Origin of the sequence: Cupriavidus cauae (assembly GCF_008632125.1) — a bacterium.
Classification (GTDB): domain Bacteria; phylum Pseudomonadota; class Gammaproteobacteria; order Burkholderiales; family Burkholderiaceae; genus Cupriavidus; species Cupriavidus cauae.
Genome location: NZ_VWRN01000045.1, coordinates 188017 through 206133 on the forward strand (window position 1 = coordinate 188017; position 18117 = coordinate 206133).

Annotated in this window: 19 protein-coding genes; 8 read left to right on the forward strand and 11 right to left on the reverse strand. The window is 68.5% G+C overall.

The genetic code is table 11. The features are described from left to right. Positions 1-266: 266 nt before the first annotated feature. Positions 267-407 (forward strand): hypothetical protein, encoded by a 141-nt coding sequence (locus F1599_RS25935; protein ID WP_190286387.1) that lies wholly within the window; start codon positions 267-269, stop codon positions 405-407. A 51-nt stretch (positions 408-458) separates the two neighbouring features. On the opposite strand, the gene F1599_RS16940 is transcribed toward F1599_RS25935, so the two are convergent. After that, positions 459-1277 carry a metal-dependent hydrolase gene (locus F1599_RS16940; protein ID WP_150083841.1) on the reverse strand — a complete coding sequence of 273 codons (819 nt, stop codon included), beginning with the start codon at positions 1275-1277 and terminating at the stop codon, positions 459-461. Between the two features lie 198 nt (positions 1278-1475). On the opposite strand from F1599_RS16940, the gene F1599_RS16945 reads away from it, so the two are divergent. After that, entirely contained in the window at positions 1476-2096 is a 621-nt protein-coding gene (locus tag F1599_RS16945; protein WP_150083842.1) for a TetR/AcrR family transcriptional regulator, read from the forward strand. Between the two features lie 83 nt (positions 2097-2179). Continuing rightward, entirely contained in the window at positions 2180-3040 is an 861-nt protein-coding gene (locus tag F1599_RS16950) for an alpha/beta hydrolase (protein WP_150083843.1), read from the forward strand. A gap of 7 nt (positions 3041-3047) precedes the next feature. Here the strand turns inward: F1599_RS16950 and F1599_RS16955 are convergent, their stop codons facing one another. Further along, positions 3048-4283, reverse strand: coding sequence for a YbfB/YjiJ family MFS transporter (locus F1599_RS16955; RefSeq protein WP_150083844.1), 1236 nt, complete (start codon positions 4281-4283; stop codon positions 3048-3050). A 184-nt stretch (positions 4284-4467) separates the two neighbouring features. Here F1599_RS16955 and F1599_RS16960 point away from each other — a divergent pair, with 184 nt between their 5' ends. After that, positions 4468-5061: a TetR/AcrR family transcriptional regulator gene (locus F1599_RS16960; protein ID WP_150083845.1), complete on the forward strand. Its 594-nt coding sequence runs from the start codon at positions 4468-4470 to the stop codon at positions 5059-5061. Between the two features lie 171 nt (positions 5062-5232). Continuing rightward, positions 5233-6018: an SDR family oxidoreductase gene (locus tag F1599_RS16965; protein ID WP_150083846.1), complete on the forward strand. Its 786-nt coding sequence runs from the start codon at positions 5233-5235 to the stop codon at positions 6016-6018. Positions 6019-6039: 21 nt separating this feature from the next. On the opposite strand, the gene F1599_RS16970 is transcribed toward F1599_RS16965, so the two are convergent. Beyond that, positions 6040-6996, reverse strand: a complete 957-nt coding sequence (locus F1599_RS16970; RefSeq protein ID WP_223819724.1) for a GlxA family transcriptional regulator — start codon at positions 6994-6996, stop codon at positions 6040-6042. Between the two features lie 271 nt (positions 6997-7267). Here F1599_RS16970 and F1599_RS16975 point away from each other — a divergent pair, with 271 nt between their 5' ends. Further along, the gene (locus tag F1599_RS16975; protein ID WP_149316045.1) at positions 7268-7909 is read left to right on the forward strand and encodes an HD domain-containing protein; all 642 of its coding nucleotides are present in this window, start codon (positions 7268-7270) and stop codon (positions 7907-7909) included. An 83-nt stretch (positions 7910-7992) separates the two neighbouring features. Here F1599_RS16975 and F1599_RS16980 read toward each other — a convergent pair whose 3' ends face one another. The 7 genes from F1599_RS16980 to F1599_RS17010 all read right to left on the reverse strand — a co-directional run bounded on the left by F1599_RS16980 (position 7993) and on the right by F1599_RS17010 (position 14900). Next, positions 7993-9012 (reverse strand): Bug family tripartite tricarboxylate transporter substrate binding protein, encoded by a 1020-nt coding sequence (locus tag F1599_RS16980; RefSeq protein WP_150083848.1) that lies wholly within the window; start codon positions 9010-9012, stop codon positions 7993-7995. Positions 9013-9081: 69 nt separating this feature from the next. Beyond that, positions 9082-10005: an HpcH/HpaI aldolase/citrate lyase family protein gene (locus F1599_RS16985; protein ID WP_150083849.1), complete on the reverse strand. Its 924-nt coding sequence runs from the start codon at positions 10003-10005 to the stop codon at positions 9082-9084. Between the two features lie 61 nt (positions 10006-10066). Beyond that, positions 10067-11293, reverse strand: coding sequence for a CaiB/BaiF CoA transferase family protein (locus F1599_RS16990; protein ID WP_150083985.1), 1227 nt, complete (start codon positions 11291-11293; stop codon positions 10067-10069). A gap of 13 nt (positions 11294-11306) precedes the next feature. Next, positions 11307-11798 (reverse strand): MaoC family dehydratase, encoded by a 492-nt coding sequence (locus F1599_RS16995; RefSeq protein ID WP_150083850.1) that lies wholly within the window; start codon positions 11796-11798, stop codon positions 11307-11309. Then, positions 11795-13039 (reverse strand): acyl-CoA dehydrogenase family protein, encoded by a 1245-nt coding sequence (locus F1599_RS17000; protein WP_149316040.1) that lies wholly within the window; start codon positions 13037-13039, stop codon positions 11795-11797. Before F1599_RS17000 ends, F1599_RS16995 begins: the two co-directional genes overlap by 4 nt. After that, positions 13036-13527, reverse strand: a complete 492-nt coding sequence (locus F1599_RS17005) for a MaoC family dehydratase (protein WP_149316039.1) — start codon at positions 13525-13527, stop codon at positions 13036-13038. Before F1599_RS17005 ends, F1599_RS17000 begins: the two co-directional genes overlap by 4 nt. A 20-nt stretch (positions 13528-13547) precedes the next feature. After that, a complete protein-coding gene (locus F1599_RS17010; RefSeq protein ID WP_150083851.1) occupies positions 13548-14900 on the reverse strand; it encodes an MmgE/PrpD family protein in 1353 nt (450 codons plus the stop codon). A gap of 214 nt (positions 14901-15114) precedes the next feature. On the opposite strand from F1599_RS17010, the gene F1599_RS17015 reads away from it, so the two are divergent. Further along, positions 15115-16086, forward strand: a complete 972-nt coding sequence (locus tag F1599_RS17015) for an HpcH/HpaI aldolase/citrate lyase family protein (protein ID WP_150083852.1) — start codon at positions 15115-15117, stop codon at positions 16084-16086. Here the strand turns inward: F1599_RS17015 and F1599_RS17020 are convergent. Beyond that, positions 16083-16808, reverse strand: a complete 726-nt coding sequence (locus F1599_RS17020; protein ID WP_149316036.1) for an IclR family transcriptional regulator — start codon at positions 16806-16808, stop codon at positions 16083-16085. The genes F1599_RS17015 and F1599_RS17020 overlap by 4 nt on opposite strands. A 277-nt stretch (positions 16809-17085) precedes the next feature. Here F1599_RS17020 and F1599_RS17025 point away from each other — a divergent pair, with 277 nt between their 5' ends. Beyond that, on the forward strand, positions 17086-18111 hold the full coding sequence (locus F1599_RS17025; protein WP_150083853.1) for a hydroxymethylglutaryl-CoA lyase: 1026 nt from the start codon (positions 17086-17088) through the stop codon (positions 18109-18111). Positions 18112-18117 lie beyond the last annotated feature (6 nt).

An 18117-nucleotide genomic window follows, 5' to 3' on the forward strand; every position in this document is an offset into this window, starting at 1 on the left:
GCGGGCGGCGGGATGGGGAAGGCGTGCACGGTGATCGCACGGATCGCGGGCGGGACGGGGGCGCGTGCGACGGTGCTGGCGCCGGGGCTTGCGGCGCGGCGTGCCGCGGGCGTACCTGGAGGGTGCGGCGGGCACGCAGTCAAGGCGGTCATGCCGTTGTCAAAATTGCACGCGCCCGGGGCATGGCGCGCTGCACCGGGCGAGGCTGTCGCACTCGGCACGATCCGTGCGTCACCCGGTTATATCAAGCCCTTCGAGTCACCGCCATGCCGAGAAAAGATGAGTACGGTACCAACGCCGAGGCCGCCCGCGCATCGACGCGTGGCCGCCACCTGATCGCACGTCCGACGCTGTGGGTGTTCATCGCGATCGTGCTGATTGGGCTGCTGGTGTTGTCGTACTGGTAACGCGGCGACGCGGCAAGACCGGCATTGCGGCCTGGTCTGTCGCTGCCTCGCTCAGGCGCCTACCGGCACGTACTTGTCCCGGTGGGCCTCAAGCCATTGCGCCGAAGCGCTGGCGTCGTGATCGGTCGGATGGAAGTCGCGCCGGAAGTAGTCGCGCCACGCGCCGAACGTCTGGCGGATCAGGCCGCGCTTGCCGAACAGGAATCGCGCCGCACCGGCCCAGGTCCGCCATTGCCACAGCGTGCCGTCGCGGCGCAGATTGTCGATGGTCTGGCGCAGCGCATCGCCGAGGAAGGTGATGCTGATGCGGCGGAACCAGGTAATGCGCCATGCGTGGGAGCCGCCCAGCGCCTGGTACAGGTCGAAGGCGGTGTTGCGATGCTCGGTTTCCTCGGCGCTGTGCCACAGCCATAGCGTCGCCAGGCGCGGATCCTGCTCGCCGAGCATGTCTGCGTTGCGCAGCATCCAGTCGGCGAAGATCGCGGTGAAGTGTTCGAACGCCGCCGTGATCGCTAGCGGGTGGCGCGGGTCCACCCCTTCCAGTTGCTTCAGCCGTTCCTTCGATCGGACCTCCCACGCGTTGACCAGCCCCTGCCTGCGCAGATGCTCGTTGTAGAGGCCGTGCAGGCGGCGATGCGTGGCCTCCTGGCCGACGAAACCCTGCACCTCGGCGCGGAACCGGTCCTGCTGTTCGGGCGGCAGGGCCTTCAGGCCATTGCGCACCGCATCGATAAAGAATTGCTCGCCGACCGGAAAGCTCATCGACAGCGCATTCAGAAAGGCGGTGCGGAACGGATCGCCCGCGCACCAATGCCGCGGGATCGGCGCTTCCATATCGACGAGCAGGCGGCGAACGACGAGGTGCGTCACGGTGGTCTCCCGGGTGCGGGTGGGTGGTACGGCGGAGTACCGATCATGATGGCGTGGATCGGTACTGTCAAGTACCATGGCGGCGGATAATGCGCGACCCGCCACGAGCGACCCAACACGAGCGACCTACCACGGGCGATCTACCACGGGCGATCCACCACGAGCGACCCACCACGAGCGACCCACCACGAGCCGCCCATGCACGCAACCGCGATCCTGACCGCCGGCACCGCGCCGGACCGCAGCGAACACCGACGCCGCCTGCTCGAAGGCATGGCCGGCGCCGTCGCGCGCAAAGGCTATGGGGAGGTCACCATCGCCGATATCGTCGCCGAGGCCAACGTCTCACGCCGGACCTTCTACGAGCATTTCGATTCCAAGGCCGATTGCCTGATGGCGTTGTACGTCAGCGCCAGCCGGCATGCGCTGCAGGTGCTGCGCGACGCGATCGACCCGCGCCAGCCGTGGACCGCCCAGGTCGAAGGCGCGATGCGCGCCTACCTCGGCTATATGGCGGGCAACCCCGCGCTGCTGCGCACGCTGTTCATCGAGATCCTGAGCCTCGGCGGTCCCGGCCTGGCGGTACGCCGGCAGATCCACCGCGAACTGGCCGAATTCATCCAGCGCACCGTCGGCACGGACCAGCGGCGCCGGCAGCGCCTGCCCTACGAGAGCGCACTGGCCCTGGTGGGCGCGGTGCACGAACTGGTGCTCGAGCGCATCGAGGGAGCAGGGCCGGCGCGGCTGGAGGCCTTGGTGCCGACGGTCTGCGATCTGGTGCGCCGCATCGTCGGGGAAGAGCGGCGCGCCGCAAGCTGATATCGTCAAGGGGGGCGTCATCCCCGACCGCCCGCCGTCCACCCACCGTCCGCCGCCGCTCACCAATACGGAGGTTTCGCTCCATGCCCGTGTTTCGCAACCTGGATCAGGAATCGCTGGACAAGCAGTACAACAACCGGGCCGCAGTGCCGGAGCACCCGGCCATCCTGGCGCGGTGGGCGGCGGATGCCGCGGCCTTCCGGCAGGCGCATGCGGTCGAGGAAAACCTCGCCTATGGCAGCGATCCGAAGCAGACGCTGGACTATTTCCCCGCCGGGGGACCGGGCCGGCCGCTGCTGATCTTCATTCACGGCGGCTATTGGCAGGCCCTGGACAAGTCCGATTCGAGCCATCTGGCCGCCCCGTATCTCGCGCGCGGCATCGACGTGGCGATGCTGAACTACCGGCTCGCACCGGACGCGACGATGGCCGAGATCGTGCGCGACAACCGCAGTGCCGTGGTGTGGTTGCACCGGAACGCGCGCGTGCTGGGCTTCGATGCCAATCGCATCTTCGTCTCCGGCCATTCGGCGGGAGGCCAGCTGGTCGGCATGCTGGCCGGCACACGGTGGGAGGATTTGGGCCTGCCGGCGGACGTGCTCAAGGGCGGCTGCTCGATCAGCGGGCTCTACGATCTGGAGCCGATCCGGCTGTGCTATCTCAATCGCGTGATCGGCCTGATCGAAACGGATGTCGCCCCCTACAGCCCGATGCACCATCCGCCCACCACCACGCTGCCGATGATCCTGACCGTCGGTGGCGACGAATCGGCGGAGTATCACCGCCAGCAGGCCGAATACGCCGCGCTGCTCCGGGAACGCGGCGTGCCCGTCAGCATCGTCGTGCAGCCGCACGGCCACCATTTCGACGCGCTGGAGCCGCTGGGCGATGCCCAGAGCGAGCTGACGGCGGCCGTGCTGGCGATGATCGAGGCGACCGCGTAAGCGGCGCTCAGGAGCGGGCCATCCGCGCATCCCTCGCCCTGGCCGGAAAGCAGAGGTCCGCCAGCAACGCCACCACGAGCAGCGCCGCCGCGGTCAGGAACAGCAGCCGGTGCGAGCCGCCGCTCGCGTTGAACAGCGCGGAATAGGCATAACCCGCGACCGCCATCGCCGCCGCCGACAGGATGCTGGCGCGGCTCCACGCGATGTTCTGCCGTGGCGCATGCTCGGGCACGAGCTCGTGCACGCGTGCCAGCGCCAACGGCACCATGCCGGGCGCGAAGGTGCCGATGACAACGGTCAGGGCGCCCAGCACCAGCAGATTGTCGGTGATGTAGACCGCTGCCAGCACGATCGCCAGCACCAGCGAGACCAGCCGGATGCTCGGGCTGGCGCCGAGGCGATCGGCGAGAAAGCCGTACAGCGGCGGCCCGGCGATGGCGCCCAGTCCATAGATCGCCCAGAACACCGAGCCCAGATGCGTTCCCGCGCCCAGGCCGCGGGCGATGAAGTCCACCAGAAACACCATCGGCGCCACGGCCGCCGTGGCCATCAGCGCGTACTGCAGGTACAGCATCCAGACGGCGCCGCCGAAATGCGCCTTCGCGGATGGCGGGGCTTTGGCCGCCGCCGGGTGGGGATGATCCAGTTGCCGCGGCGGCCAGGCAAACCAGCTGGCGGCGGTCAGCAGCGCCGACAGAATGCCCAGGCCGATCCAGGTCTGGGCCAGGCCCAGTTCCAGCAGCAGCGGAATCAGCGTGCCCGATCCCGCAATGCCAAGCCCCAGCCCGAGAAAGATCGCCCCGCCCGCGGCGCCTTTGCGCGCCGGCGGCACGTGCGGCAGGATGGTGCCGGCTACCAGCACCATGACCACACCGCCCGCCATGCCGGACATGAAGCGCCACGAGAAATACCAGCCGAACGACAGCGGCACGGCGCAGGCGAGGAAGGCGGCGGTGATCCACACCATCATCAGCCGCAGCGTGCGTTCGTTGCCCAGGCGTGCGCCGACGGCGCGGCCGATCAACGCGCCGCAGACATAGCCGGCCAGATTGGCGGCGCCCAGATAGATCACGCTGGAGGCCGGGAACCAGTGCGCCTGGATCAGTTCGGGAATCAGCGGCGTGAAGGCGAAACGCGCCAGTCCGATGCTGTCGAGGCTGGCGCACAGGCCGGCAAAGATATAGCGCCAGACCAGCGCGCGGTCCAGCTGTGCCGGCGTGAAGGTGGGGGATGGCTTGGTCATTCGTTCGGTTGTTGAGGGAGGGCGGAGGGAGGCCAACGTCCAGCGACAACGCGATGGACGTGTCATGTTTGACACTCGTGTCATGTTTGACAACATAGTCAAGATTGACGGAGATGTCAATCATGCGCTTAAATGGCAGCATGTCTTCCAGGGGCATTTGACGCCCCGGCATTCGGAGAAACAGATGGCTGGCGTTCGCCAATTCGATGAAAGCCTCGCGCTGGACAAGGCGCTGGCGCTGTTCTGGCAGAAGGGCTATGCGGCGACCTCGATGCAGGAGCTGGCCGAGGCCACCGGGGTGCAGCGCGGCTCCCTGTACAACGCCTACGGCGACAAGGAGACGCTGTTCCTGCGCGTGTTCGACGTCTATCGCGAGCGCTTCGTTAGCCAGATGCGCGAGGCGCTGGACAAGCCCAGGCTGCGCGACGCGCTGCGCAGCTTCTTCGGCTGTGTGATTGTTTCGATGACCACTTCGATGGGCAGCGGGATGCCGACCCGCGGCTGCCTCAGCACCAAGACCGCGGTGGGCACCGAAGATCTGGACGGGCCGCTGCGCACGGCCCTGAAGGCCTTGCTGGACGATATCGAGCAGGTGCTGTTCGAGCGCTTGTCACGAGAAGGCGAACCGTCGCAGCTCGCGCTGCCGCCGCGGCAGGCGGCCCGGCTGATCGTCACCTTCACGCGGGGGCTGGTGGTGGTCGAACGGGTCTATCAGGACGAGAAGCGCTTGCGCGCGGCGGCGGACAATCTGGTCGCGGTGCTGCTTCGCGCTGCATAGCGGGTCAGCCGAATCGACCCGCCAGCCCCATTGCGAAGGCGGCACCATTGTTCAAGACCGGCCAACAGTCCTGCCAATGCCGGGGCGATGATCTTTTCGGCGCCGCCGCGCATAGTTCTCCCATGTCGCAAGCATTCCCTTCTTTCCGCGACCTTCCAACGGAGAACTGACATGAGCACCAACGACCGCACCAACGAAGGTACCAACGACAGCGCCAACGACCGCGCCGCAAGCCGGGTCGCCATCGTGACGGGCGCCTCGCGCGGCATCGGCGCCGCGATCGCGCAGCGCCTGGCCCGCGACGGCTTCACCGTCGTCATCAACTATGCCGGCAGCGCCCGCGAGGCGGAGGCGCTGGCGGGGCAGATCGAGCAGGAGGGCGGGCGCGCCATCACCGCGCAGGCCGACGTCAGCGACAGCGCCGCGGTCCGGCGCATGTTCGACGCGGCGGAGACCGCCTTCGGCGGCGTCGATGTGCTGGTCAATAACGCCGGCATCATGCGGCTGGCCACGCTGGCCGACAGCGACGACGCCCTGTTCGACAGCCAGGTCGCCATCAACCTGAAGGGCACCTTCAACACGCTGCGCGAGGCGTCGCGGCGGCTGCGCAACGGCGGGCGGATCATCAATCTGTCGTCGAGCGTGGTCGGCCTGTATCAGCCCACCTACGGCATCTATGCGGCCACCAAGGCCGGCGTCGAGGCGATGACGCACGTGCTGACCAAGGAATTGCGCGGCCGCAATATCACCGTCAACACGGTGGCGCCCGGTCCGACCGCGACCGCGCTGTTCCTCGACGGCAAGCCGGAGGAGGTCATCGAGCGGCTCGCCAGGCTGGCGCCGCTGGAGCGGCTTGGCCAGCCCGAGGACATCGCCAATGCGGTGGCCTTCCTCGCCGGTCCCGATGGCGCCTGGATCAACGGGCAGACGCTGCGCGCGAACGGCGGCGTGATCTGATGCGCGGCGATCTCGCCGGCGCTAGCGGAAGCTCGCACGATACTGCGCCGGCGAGATCCCCAGCCGCTGCTGGAACAGTACGCGCATGCGGTCGACCGTCACGAAGCCGCACTTGTAGGCGATCGATTTCAGCGGCAGGGTGCTGCCTTCCAGCAGATTACGCGCGATATCGATGCGCGCCCGCTCGATGAACGCATGCGGCGTCATGCCGGTATCCGCGACGAACAGGCGGACCAGATTGCGTCCGCTCATGCCGACTTCGGCAGCCAGTGCGTCGAGCGTCAGCCTGGCGCCGATATTGGCCATCACATAGGCCTGCACCCGCGCCACCGGCGAATCGGCCCGGCTTGGCGTCGCGGCCAGATACGGGCTGAACTGCGACTGGCCGCCCTGGCGCTGCGCCACCACCACCAGCCGCTTGGCCACCGCCAGCGCCACCGCGGCGCCATGGTCTTCCCGCACCATGGCCAACGCCAGGTCGATTCCGGCGGTGACGCCCGCCGAGGTGACCAGCTTGCCGTCGCGCAGATAGATGCGGTCGTACTCGACCGTGGCGGCGGGAAAGCGCTCCGCGAGGTGGGCGGCATTCTGCCAATGGGTCGTCACCGTGCGGCCGTCCAGCAGGCCGGCATGGCCCAGCACAAAGGCGCCGGTACAGACCGACCCATGCAGCCGCGCGCGCGACGCCGCGGTACGCAGCCACTTCGACACCGCGGCGTCCGCCGGCGCGGTCGGCAGCCCGGGGCCGCCGGCCACCAGCACGATATCGAAGCGGGGTGCTTCGTCGCCCAGCGACAGGTCCGGCATCAGCTGCATGCCGTTCGACGCGCGCAGCGGCTTGCGCGTCCTGCCCACCAGCACCGTTTCATAGCGGTCCTTGCGGCCGATAAAGGCATTGGCCTCGGCGAAGACGTCGACCGGCCCGGCGACGTCCAGCGCCTGCACGCCGTCGAGCATCAGGATGGCTACGGTGGTCACGCTCATGGGATGGGTTTCCTGCGGCTGTCTTCAAGCGCCGTCACGATGTCCGGATCTGACGGAATGGCGTCATTGTAGTCAAACACGGCGCAGACCAGAATGAAAGCGCGAGACCGGGACCGCTGTGGCGACCGAAGGCGACCAAGGACGACCCAGGACGACCCAGGACGGCGGCGGCCCCGGCTGGCAGTTCCCTTCTCACTCTTGCGATGGCGACCGCATCGTGCGCCTTGCCGATGACCGCCATGCCGATCCTTCAGGAGCAATCAAGATGGCCGAAATCATTGCCGGCATTCGCGTACCCGACAGCGCGATGGCACGCGCCGCGACCCAGCTGGTGCGCGATACCGAGGACGACCTGCTGTACCACCACAGCCGCCGCGTGTTCTTCTGGGGCGCGCTGACCGGCGAGCGCAAGGCGCTGGCCTACGACCCCGAGCTGCTCTATATCGGCGCGATGTTTCACGATATGGGGCTGACGCAGCGCTATGCCAGCGACAATCTGCGCTTCGAGGTGGACGGCGCCAACGCGGCGCGCGACTTCCTGAAGGGCTATGGCATTGCCGAGCGGGATATCGACGATGTCTGGGCCGCGATCGCGCTGCATACGACGCCGGGCGTTCCCGAACATATGCGCCCGACGGTGGCGCTGGTCACGGCGGGCGTGGAGATGGACGTGCTGGGACTGTGCTATCACGACTTCACCGGCGAGCAGCGCGACCACGTCTGCCGGCATCACCCGCGCGAGCACAACTTCAAGGAAAGCATCATCGACCATTTCGCCGAGGGCACGCGCCGCAAGCCGCTGACGACCTTCGGCAACGTCAAGGCCGACGTGCTGGCGCTGAAGGATCCGAACTACCAGCGCCTGAACTTCTGCAGCATCATCCTGGGATCGGCCTGGCCGACCTGAGCCCAGGCCGTGCCATGGCGCCGGACGGTCTGCGATACGGCATACGGGCGTGCCTTACCCCAACAGGCACGCCGCTCCCTGCGTCATTGCAGCGTCAGCCCGATCGCCTTGGTCGCGGCCTGGTAGGTGGGCCACACGCGGCCGATGAACTGGCGCAGCGCATCGCCGGTCAACGGCGTGTCCTGGCTGCCGAGTTGTTGCCGGACCATCTTGACCTGCTCGGACTCGGTGATCGATTTCGTCACCAGCTCGGCCAGCCGCGCGCCGATCTCCGGTGGCAGCCCGGCCGGTCCCAGCAGCATGTTGCATTCGGTCAGGTTGCGGAACACCGGGCTGTTGAAGCCCTCGTCGGCCCAGGTCGGGATGCCGGGCAGCCGGTCGCTGCGCGGGCCGGAGATGATCAGGATCGGCTTCAGGCCACCGGACTGCAGGCCGCCCGACATGCCGAGCAGCGAGCCCGCGCCGACGTCGATATGGCCGGCCAGCAGGTCGCCCATCATCGCGCCGGTGCCCTTGTAGTTGATGATGTCGAGCTGGGCGCCGGTCTCCTTCTTCAACTGGGCCACCATCAGCTGCCAGCCCGAGCCTACGCCGTAGTTGCCGACCGAGACCGGCCGCTTGCGGGACAGCGCCAGCACTTCCTTGAAGTTGTTGGCGGGCAGGTTCTTGTTGGCCACCATCACGCCCACGCCGGTGCTGACCGCGGCGATCGGCACCAGGTCGCGCGACGGATCGATCGGCGGCTTGCGCAGCAGCACCGGCGCCTGCGCGAGCTGGCTGTGCAGCGTGAACAGCAGCGTGTAGCCGTCGGGCTCGCTGCGTGCGACCGTTTCGGCGGCGATCATGCCGACGCCGCCGGGCTTGTTCTCGACGACCACGGGCACCTTCAGCACGCTGGTGAAATACTCGGCGAAGGCACGGGCGGTACTGTCGTTCGAGGAACCCGGGGCCTGCGCCGCGATGATGCGGATCGGCCGGGCCGGCCAGTTGGCGGCGCGCGCGGACGCGAACGGCCACGGCAGCACCGCGAGCGCCGCGCCGGCGCGCAACAAGCGACGGCGCCGGCCGTCTACCAGCCATGGGGGTGGAATCTCAGCCTTCATATCGTCTCCGTGTCGTTGTTATCACTGCCCGGCGGTGAGCCGCGGCCGCGGTCCGCGCCGCCGCGACTGCTACATGCCTATCAACGCGGCCCGCTCCACCAGATTGCGCACGATGCGGATCGACGCGATGTCGATCATCTTGCCGTCGTACTGGACCGCGCCCAGGCCCTGTGCGAGCGCGGCATCGTAGGCGCGCATCATGTCGCGCGCGCGGGCGACATCGTCGGGCGAGGGCGAGAACACCTGCTGCGCAAGTTCGACCTGCGACGGGTGGATCGCCCACTTGCCGACCATGCCGAGGATCATCGCGCGCCGCGCTTCCTGCAGATAGACGTCCGGGTCGCGGAAATCGGCGAAGGGGCCGTCGACCGCGTCGAGCCGGTTGGCGCGCGCGGCGATCGTCAGCCGGTGCCGCTGGTAGTGCCAGATATCGCCCGGATAGCCGCCGCTGCCGCCGATGTCCCGCACGGAGACGCCCTGGCTGGCCGAGTAGTCGCCCATGCCGAAGATCAGGCATTCGAGCCGGGGCGTGGAGGCCGCGATCGCTTCCACGTTCATCATGGCCTCGACCTCTTCGATCAGCACGTCGATGCCGATCCGGTGCGGCAGCTTGAGCTTGATCTCCATCATCGTCAGCAGCTTGTCGACGAACTGGACGTCGGCGGCGCTCATCGCCTTGGGCAGCATGATCACGTCGAGGTTGGCACCCGCGCCCTCGACCACTTCGATGATGTCCTCGTAGGCGTATTCGGTGGTCACGTCGTTGACGCGCACGCAGCGGGTGGTCCTGCCCCAGTCTAGCCCGTTCAGCGCATCGACGATCCTTGCCCGCGCGGGGCGCTTCTCGGCCGGCGCGACGGCATCCTCGAGATCGAGAAAGACGAAGTCGACGTCCATCGCGGCGGCCTTGCTCATCATCTTCTCGCTCGAGCCCGGCACCGAAAGCTGGCAGCGGCGCAGCCGCCGCGGTCGTTGTTGTGCATCCCTTTGCATCGCTGTGTTTGCTCCTTGGTGGTATGCGCTGTCGCCAGGCGAACCATGGCGATCCGGTTTGTCAGGGCCGCAGCGCGGCAATCTCGGTCGCGGTGAAGCCGAAGTCGGCCAGCGTCCGTTCGGTGTGCTCGCCGACCATCGGGGCGCGGCGGCGCACCGCGCCCGGCGTCGCGCTCATTCGCACCGGCGTGCCGGCGACCGTCAACGGCCGGGCCGCGCCCGGCTGCTCGACCTCGACCAGCATGTCGCGCACGCGGAAATGCGGGTCGGCGAAGATGTCGCGGGCATCGAACACCGGACCGAACGGGATCTCGCCGCCGAGTTCGCGCGCCAGTTCCTGCTTCGTGAAGCGCCGGGTCCAGGCGGAGACGAGCTCGTCCACCTCTTCGCGATGCGCGACACGGGCGTCGTTGCTGGCAAAGCGGGGATCGTGCTGCAGCTCGGGCCGCTGCATGCGCGCGACCAGCAGGGCCCAGAAGCGGTCGTTCGGCACGCCCAGGCTGACGTAGCCGTCGGCGGCGGGAAACAGTCCGAACGGGCACAGCAGCGGGTGGCCGTTGCCTTCCGGCCCCGGCGCGTTGCCCGTCACGCCGTACTGGAACACCAGCCGCTCGCAGACCGCGAGCACCGCGTCGACCATCGCCACGTCGACGAACTGCCCCTGGCCGGTACGCTGTGCGCGCCAGCAGGCCGCCGCGATGCCGTACGCCAGGAACATCGCCGGCACGATATCGCCGACGCCCGGGCCGATCTTGGTGGGCGGGCCGCCGCGGCGGGCGCCGGTGATGCCCATGATGCCGCCCATGGCCTGCGCGACCGGGTCATAGGCCGGCCAGTCGGCGTAGGGGCTGGCGCCGCTGCGCGGATCGCCGAAGCCCCGCAGCGTGGCGTAGACGAGCCGCGGGTTCGCGGCGGCCAGCGTCTCGTAGCCCAGCCCGAGGCGGTCCATCACGCCGACGCGGTAGTTCTCGACCAGCACGTCGGCCTGGCGTGCCAGCCGCAGCAGCGCCTCGCGCCCGGCGGGCCGCTTCAGGTCCAGCTCCACCGATTCCTTGTTGCGGTTGATCGAGCCGAAGTAGGCGCCGTATCCGCGCTGCTCCAGGCGCAGCGCGCCATCCAGATGCGGACCGTTGCGCCGCGTCAGATCGCCGCCCGGCGGCTCGATCTTGATGACCCGCGCGCCCTGGTCGGCCAGCATCATCGACGCATACGGCCCGGCCAGCATCTGCGTCAGGTCGAGCACGACCAGGCCGTCGAGCGCGCCGGCGGGGCGCTCGTCGCCGCTCATCGCTCGCCCCTGGTCATCGTTCACCCCAATGGCTCTTGCGCTTGAGCAGCACCGTGCGTTCGGCCTGCACGCACAGCTTGTCGTGCTGGTTGATGCCGTAGTGGCGGAAGCGGACGAGGCCGGCATCCGCGCGGTCGGGCGCGTCTTCTACCGCCAGCACCTCGGAGTAGGCGTACAGCGTGTCGCCATGGAAGACCGGATGCGACAGCCGGATCTTGTCCAGGCCGATTTCGCGCAGGCATTGCTCCGCGGTGTCCTGCGCGGCAAGGCCCAGCACCATCGACAGATTGATGCCGCCGAATACCACCCGCTGCGAAAAGATGCCGTTTGCCGCGCGCCGCATGGCGTCCTCGTTGAAATGGCCCTCGGCGGTGTTCATCACCATATTGGTCAGCAGCACGTTGTCCATCTCGGTCACCGTCTTGCCGCGCGCATGGCGGATCAGCATGCCGGGCGAGAAATCCTCGAAGTAGCCGTCGTGGCTGGTCAGCGCATGCGTCTTCATGCCGTTGCCCTCCCGGCGCCCTGGCGCTGGTCGAAGGCCCGGCTGGCAATCATCGCTTCGACCTCCGAACGTCCCAGCAGGCTGTTGGCGATGATGCGCTGCTGGATTTCCGAGGTGCCCTCGAAGATCTTGGTCAGCCGCGCGTCGCGCCAGTAGCGCTCGACCGGGAACAGCTTGGTATAGCCTGCGCCGCCGAAGATCTGCAGCGCGGTCGAGGTCACGCGTTCGGCCATCTCCGACGCGAAGTACTTGACCATCGACGCCTCCTTGTCGCAACGGCGGCCGCTGTCGATCTCGCTGCAGACGTAGTACAGCAGCTGGCGCGCGGCCTCGATTTCGGTGGCCATCGTGGCGATCTTGAAGCGGATCGCCTGATATTCGGCGATCGGCATGCCGAACTGGCGGCGCTCCAGCGAGTAGGCGATCGCGTCCTCGAGCGCGCCCTGGGCCAGTCCGATCGCACGGGCCGCGGTATGCGCGCGGGCGCCTTCCAGGCCCTTGGCCATCAGCAGGAAGGCCTTGCCTTCGCCGCCCATCAGGTTGCGGGCGGGGACGCGCACGCCATCGAGTGCCAGCTCGAAGGTCTTCCAGCCGAAATAGCCGATCTTGGGAATCGGCGAGCCGGTCATGCCCGGCGGAAAGCTGCCGCGTTCCTTCTCGATCATGAAGCAGGAAATCCCTTCCCAGCGCTTGTCGGGACTCGGCGGCGGCGAGGTGCGCGCGAACAGGATCAGGTAGTCGGCTCCATCGGCGAACGTGCACCAGTACTTGTTGCCGGTCAGCACCCATTCGTCGCCGTCGCGCTCGGCGCGGCACGAGATCGAGGCCAGGTCCGAGCCGGTGTCGGGCTCCGACAGCGCGCTGGCGTTCAGGAATTCGCCGCGCACCACGCGCGGCAGATAGGCCTGCCGCATGTCCTCGGGCATCGCCTTCATGATCCAGCCGCCCTGCGCGCGCGCGACGATCGAGGCGACCGACATCCAGCCGCGCGACAGCTGCTCGCAAATCAGGCAGTACTCGAAGATGCCGAGGCCCAGGCCGCCGTACTGCTCGGGAATCGTGATGCCGAAATACCCCATCTCGGCCATCTTGTCGCGCAGATCCATCGGGATCTCGGCGTCGGGGCCGTCGAGGGCATTGGCGACGGGCAGCACCTCCTTCATGGTGAACTCGCGCGCCGCCTCGCGGATCATCTGGCGCTCTTCCGTCATGTAGCCCTTGCCGTCTGCCGATATGGTCATGCCCTGGTCCTCACAAGATTCGAACGTTTGAACGCGATTACCGCTTCGCCGCGCTGGTTGGTGCCGCGCGTGTGCCAGGTCACGATGCCGTAGCCGGGGCGATTGCTGGCGAGCCGGCGCGACACCACCTCGGAGCTGGCGTACAGCGTGTCGCCGGGATAGACGGGCTCCACGAAGCTGAGCTCGTCGACGCCGAGAAACGGACCGCCGCCTTCCGACAGGTCCTCGACCGACAGGCCGAAGACGGTGTTGAACACCAGCAGCGGATTGACCGGAATGCGCGGATGGCCGGCGGCCTCCGCCATTGCCGCATTGGTGTATTGCGGGTTGTAGTGCAGCGTCAGCACCGAGAACAGCGTGTTGTCGGCCTCGCTGACGGTGCGGCCCCAGTGATGGGTGAAGGCGCGGCCGGGCTCGAAGTCCTCGTAGCGATTGCCGCGTACGCGCAGCGTCGCCTCGGCCTTGAGCCGGGCTACGGTGGGGTCCACGGAAGCGGTGTCCTGGGATGTCATCGGATTGCCTCGAACAGGGGGTCAAGGGAAGGGAGCCGGTCCAGCGCTTGCACCGCATCGACCAGGCGGCCAAAGCGCGCACCGCCCAGCACCGGCGTGACGATGGCCTCGGCCTTGGCCAGCAATTGCTGCCATTGCCGATCGAGATCGGTGGCCGGCACCGCGACATTGGCGCTTTCGCGCAGCGTGCGGCCATCGCGGGTGCGAATCTCGACCACGGCGGCGTTGCGGTCGCCCCCCTGGTCGGTGTGCAGCGCGACGCGTTCGCGGGCGCGCGCGAGGCGCGGATCGGTGGCCTGCCGGTCGGTGTAGTTGTCGAGCGAGGCGGTGGACACACCATCGAGGGCCATCACCGCAAGATGCTGGATCGAGAACTTGATCTCCAGGCCGGTGCGCGGCTGCGCGATGTCGCACACGCCGCGATGGGGACCGGACACGAGAATGGCCATCGTCTCCATGTCGTCCAGGCCGATGCCGTGCTTGCGGCGCGCCTGTGCCACGGCCTCGAGCGTGGAGTGGGTCAGGTAGCAGGAGGCGTGGTACTTGAACAGCGTCTTCTCGATCGCCATGGTGTTTCGCGGCTCGAACCGCGCGGGCAGCGGATCGCCGTCCGGCGCCTGCGTGGCGGCAAATCCCTGTGCGCATTCGAGCGCCGCGGTGTTGGCGGTGAAGCCGCGCGCCGCCAACCGGGCCGCCATCACGCCATGCATCGCGGCCTTGCCGGCATGCAGCGGCTTGGCCATCGTGCCGAACATGCATTTGAGGCCGGCCGCCTGCGTGGCCGCCAGGCCGAGCGCGTGCGCGCTGCGATCCGGGTCCAGCCGCATCAGCCGGGCGCACGCCGCCGCCGCGCCGATCGCGCCGGTGGTGCCGGTCGGATGCAGGCCGAAGCGGTACTGCGCGTCGCCAATCCGCTCGCCGATGCGCGATTCCACCTCATGGCCGATCACCAGCGCGCGCAGCAGATCGATGCCGCCGGCGCGCTGCAGCTCGGCCACCGCCAGCGCGGCCGGAGCGACCGGTACGGTGGGGTGGCCGCGCATCGCGGAAGCGACGTCGTCGAAGTCGAGCGCGTGGCCGGCCGCGCCATTGATCAGCGCAGCGTCGGCCACGTGCGCGCGGGTGCCGCCCAGCAGGGTGCACGGCGCGGTCGAGTCGCCGCCATGTTCGGCAGTCAGCATCGTGACCAGCGGCTCGCCGTTGGCGGCGATCGCCACCGCCAGCCAGTCCAGCAGCGCGTGGCGCGCCCACAGCAGGGCCGCCGGCCCGATCGCCGTGTCGTCGACCGTGCTGATCCACTGCGCCATCGCGCCGGTATAGCCGGGTGCCGCCTGCTCGGATCGTTCCATGTCCACCTGTTCGATGCGCCCGGTTTGGCGGGCGACGGTTGTTGCGGGTGGAGGCAGTATCGGCCCGCGCGGCATCGGCGGGCATCACATATGTGATGGATGACGACGGCAGCAAATCATCATGGATGTGATGGCGGGGCGCCGGGCGGAGAGGCAGACTGCATGTCGCGCGGTCCCGCACCGCCTGTCCGCCAACCACTTCGAGATCGAGACCATGACCGACGATTCCCTCCGCCTGCGCCGCTCGGTGCTCTATGTTCCCGCGGCCAACGCCCGCGCCATCGACAAGTCGGCCGCGCTGCCATGCGATGCGATCGTGTTCGACCTGGAAGATGCGGTGTCGCCCGCGATGAAGAGCGCCGCGCGCGCGCAGCTTGGGCAAGCGCTGTCGGGGCGACGGTCTGCCGGCCAGGAGATCGTGCTGCGCGTCAATGCATTGGGCACCGCCGAGTTCGCGCAGGACCTGATGCTCGCCGCCAGCGCGCGCGTCGACGCGGTGTTGCTGCCGAAAGTCGGCGACGACAGCGATGTCGTGACGTTCGCCCGCGCCTGCGCGGCGCTGGCATGGGACAAGCCGCCGGCGCTATGGGCGATGGTGGAGACGCCGCAGGCGATCCATCGGCTCGACGCGATCGTCGCGGCCGGGCGTGCGGCGACACCGCGCCTCGATTGCCTGGTGATCGGCACCAACGATCTGGCCAAGGACACCGGTGTATTTGCCGGCGAGGAGCGCCGCTATCTGATGCCCTGGCTGATGCAGGCCGTGCTGGCGGCGAAACGCTACGGGGTCGACATTCTCGATGGCGTCTGGAACGACTTCGGCGACCAGGCCGGCTATGCCGCGGAACTGACCCAAGCGGTGCGGATGGCATTCGATGGCAAGACGCTGATCCACCCGTCGCAGATCGACGCCGCCAACGCGGCATTCGCGCCGTCGGCACAGCAGGTCGCGGAAGCCGAGCGGATTGCCGCCGCCTTCGCGGCGAACGAGAACGCAGACGCGGGGGTGATCAATCTCGATGGCAGGATGGTCGAACGGCTGCATCTGGAACAGGCGCTGCGGCTGCTGGCTCGCCACCGCGCAATCGTGCAGGCGGAGCAGCGGCGGGGCGGGGCGGCTGCGACTGCCGCGAACGCTCCGAACGCTGCGAATGCAGCGAATGCAGCGAACGCGGCGAAGGTCTAGCAGTTTCGCGCGACGGCCAGCACCGCGGGCAGCAACTGCTTGCGGCGCGCATGCAGCCGGGCCACGGGCCCGCCGGTACCGATGCCCAGCCATTGTCCACGGATCGGTGTTGCCAGCAGCGTGGCCAGGACGCCGGCGCCGGGCGTGGCGAGATTGGCCGATTCGTAGTAACCCTGCTCGCGCGCCTGCCGGACGGCGCGCATGGTATCGGCCAGCCGCGCCGGCGGCCATGCGCTCTTGTGCTCGGCGTTATAGCGGCGCAGCAGGCGGCCCACCTCGTCGTCGTTCATCCGGCTCATCAGCATGATGCCGATCGCGGTCAGATGCATCGGGCGCATCGCGCCGGAGACGGCGGTCAGCCGCAGCGCGTGGGGCGATTCGATGACCGACAGGTACTGCAGCATGATGCCGTTCTGGCGTCCCAGCAGCACGGTCTCGCCGGTGTCCGCCGACAGCCGTCGCATGGCATCGTGGACGGTCGCGCTGGTGCCATGCTTGCGCGTGGTCCAGTCGCAAAGGAAGGACACCCGCACGGAAGGGCAGAAGGTGCGCGCCTGCGCATCGAATTCCATATAGCCCCGGCCTACCAGCGTGCGCACCAGCATCGACGCGCTCGATTGCGGTATCCCCAGCTTCTCGACGATTTCGCCGACCCGCAGCGGCCGCCGCTCGCGCTCGAACAGCTCGAGCAGATCGAAGACCCGGTTCGCCGATTTCACCATGCCTGCATCCACAGCCTGTCTCCCCTTGCCGGGCGGTCGCGCCGCCGGTCGAATTGCCGAACTGCCGTATGGTACGCCGGCCGTAGCACCCGCCGCGCATGACGTTCCGGCAGGACAGCCTCGCGATGGGTCGCCCGCCAAGGCTTTCCGATATGGAATCGAAACGTGCACGAATCATCGCTGTAGCTCGATTCGGGAATGGCATACATTGCTCCCACCCTGCCGCAAGAGATCGCCGATCTCCGGGGCCGCATCCCCGCGAGAGCCAGCCAGAGCCATGAAAGCCAGCCCACTTCCTTCCCTGCCCAGCCGTGCCGTGGTCCGCGAGGTCGGCCTGCGCGACGGCCTGCAGAGCGTGCAGACCATCGTGCCGACCGAACACAAGCGCGAATGGATCCGCGCCGCCTACGACGCCGGCCAGCGCGAAATCGAGATCGGCTCCTTCGTGCCGGCGCGGCTGCTGCCGCAATTGGCCGATACGGCCGAGCTGCTGGCCTTCGCGAGGACGCTGCCGGGCTTGTTCTGCTCGGTGCTGGTGCCGAATCTGCGCGGCGCCGAGCTGGCGCTTGCCCACGGTGCCGACCTGATGCTGGTGCCGCTGTCGGCAAGCCATGCGCACAGCCTGGCGAACCTGCGCAAGACCCCCGACGAAGTGGTGGCCGAGGTGGCCCGCATGCGCGCGGCCCGCAACGCCGCCGGGGCGAGCACGCTGATCGAGGGCGGCGTGGGCACGGCGTTCGGCTGCACGATCCAGGGCCATGTCGATGCCGACGAAGTATTGCGCCTGATGCAGGCGCTGCTCGATGCCGGGGCGGACCGCGTCAGCCTTGCCGATACGGTGGGCTATGCCGATCCCGCGCAGGTGGCCGCGCTGTTCGAGCGCGCCGTCGAGATGGCCGGCGACAGGTTCTGGTGCGGCCATTTCCACGATACCCGCGGACTGGGGCTGGCCAACGTCTACGCCGCGATGCAGACCGGCGTGAACCGCTTCGACGCCTGCCTCGGCGGCATCGGCGGCTGCCCGCATGCGCCGGGCGCGAGCGGCAATGTCGCCACCGAAGACCTGGCCTATATGCTGGGCAGCATGGGCATCGACACCGGCCTCGATATCGGCGCGCTGCTGCGCCTGCGCGAGCGGGTGGCGGGCTGGCTCGCCGGCGAGACCCTGCACGGCATGCTGTGGCGCGCCGGCTTGCCGAAGACATTCCCCGGTGTCGGCGCTGACGACGATGCCGGCCTTGCCGCGCCGAGCCGCTGTGGCACGGCACCGTCCCCGACGCCCATCCCGACTTTCCCAGCCTGATCGCCA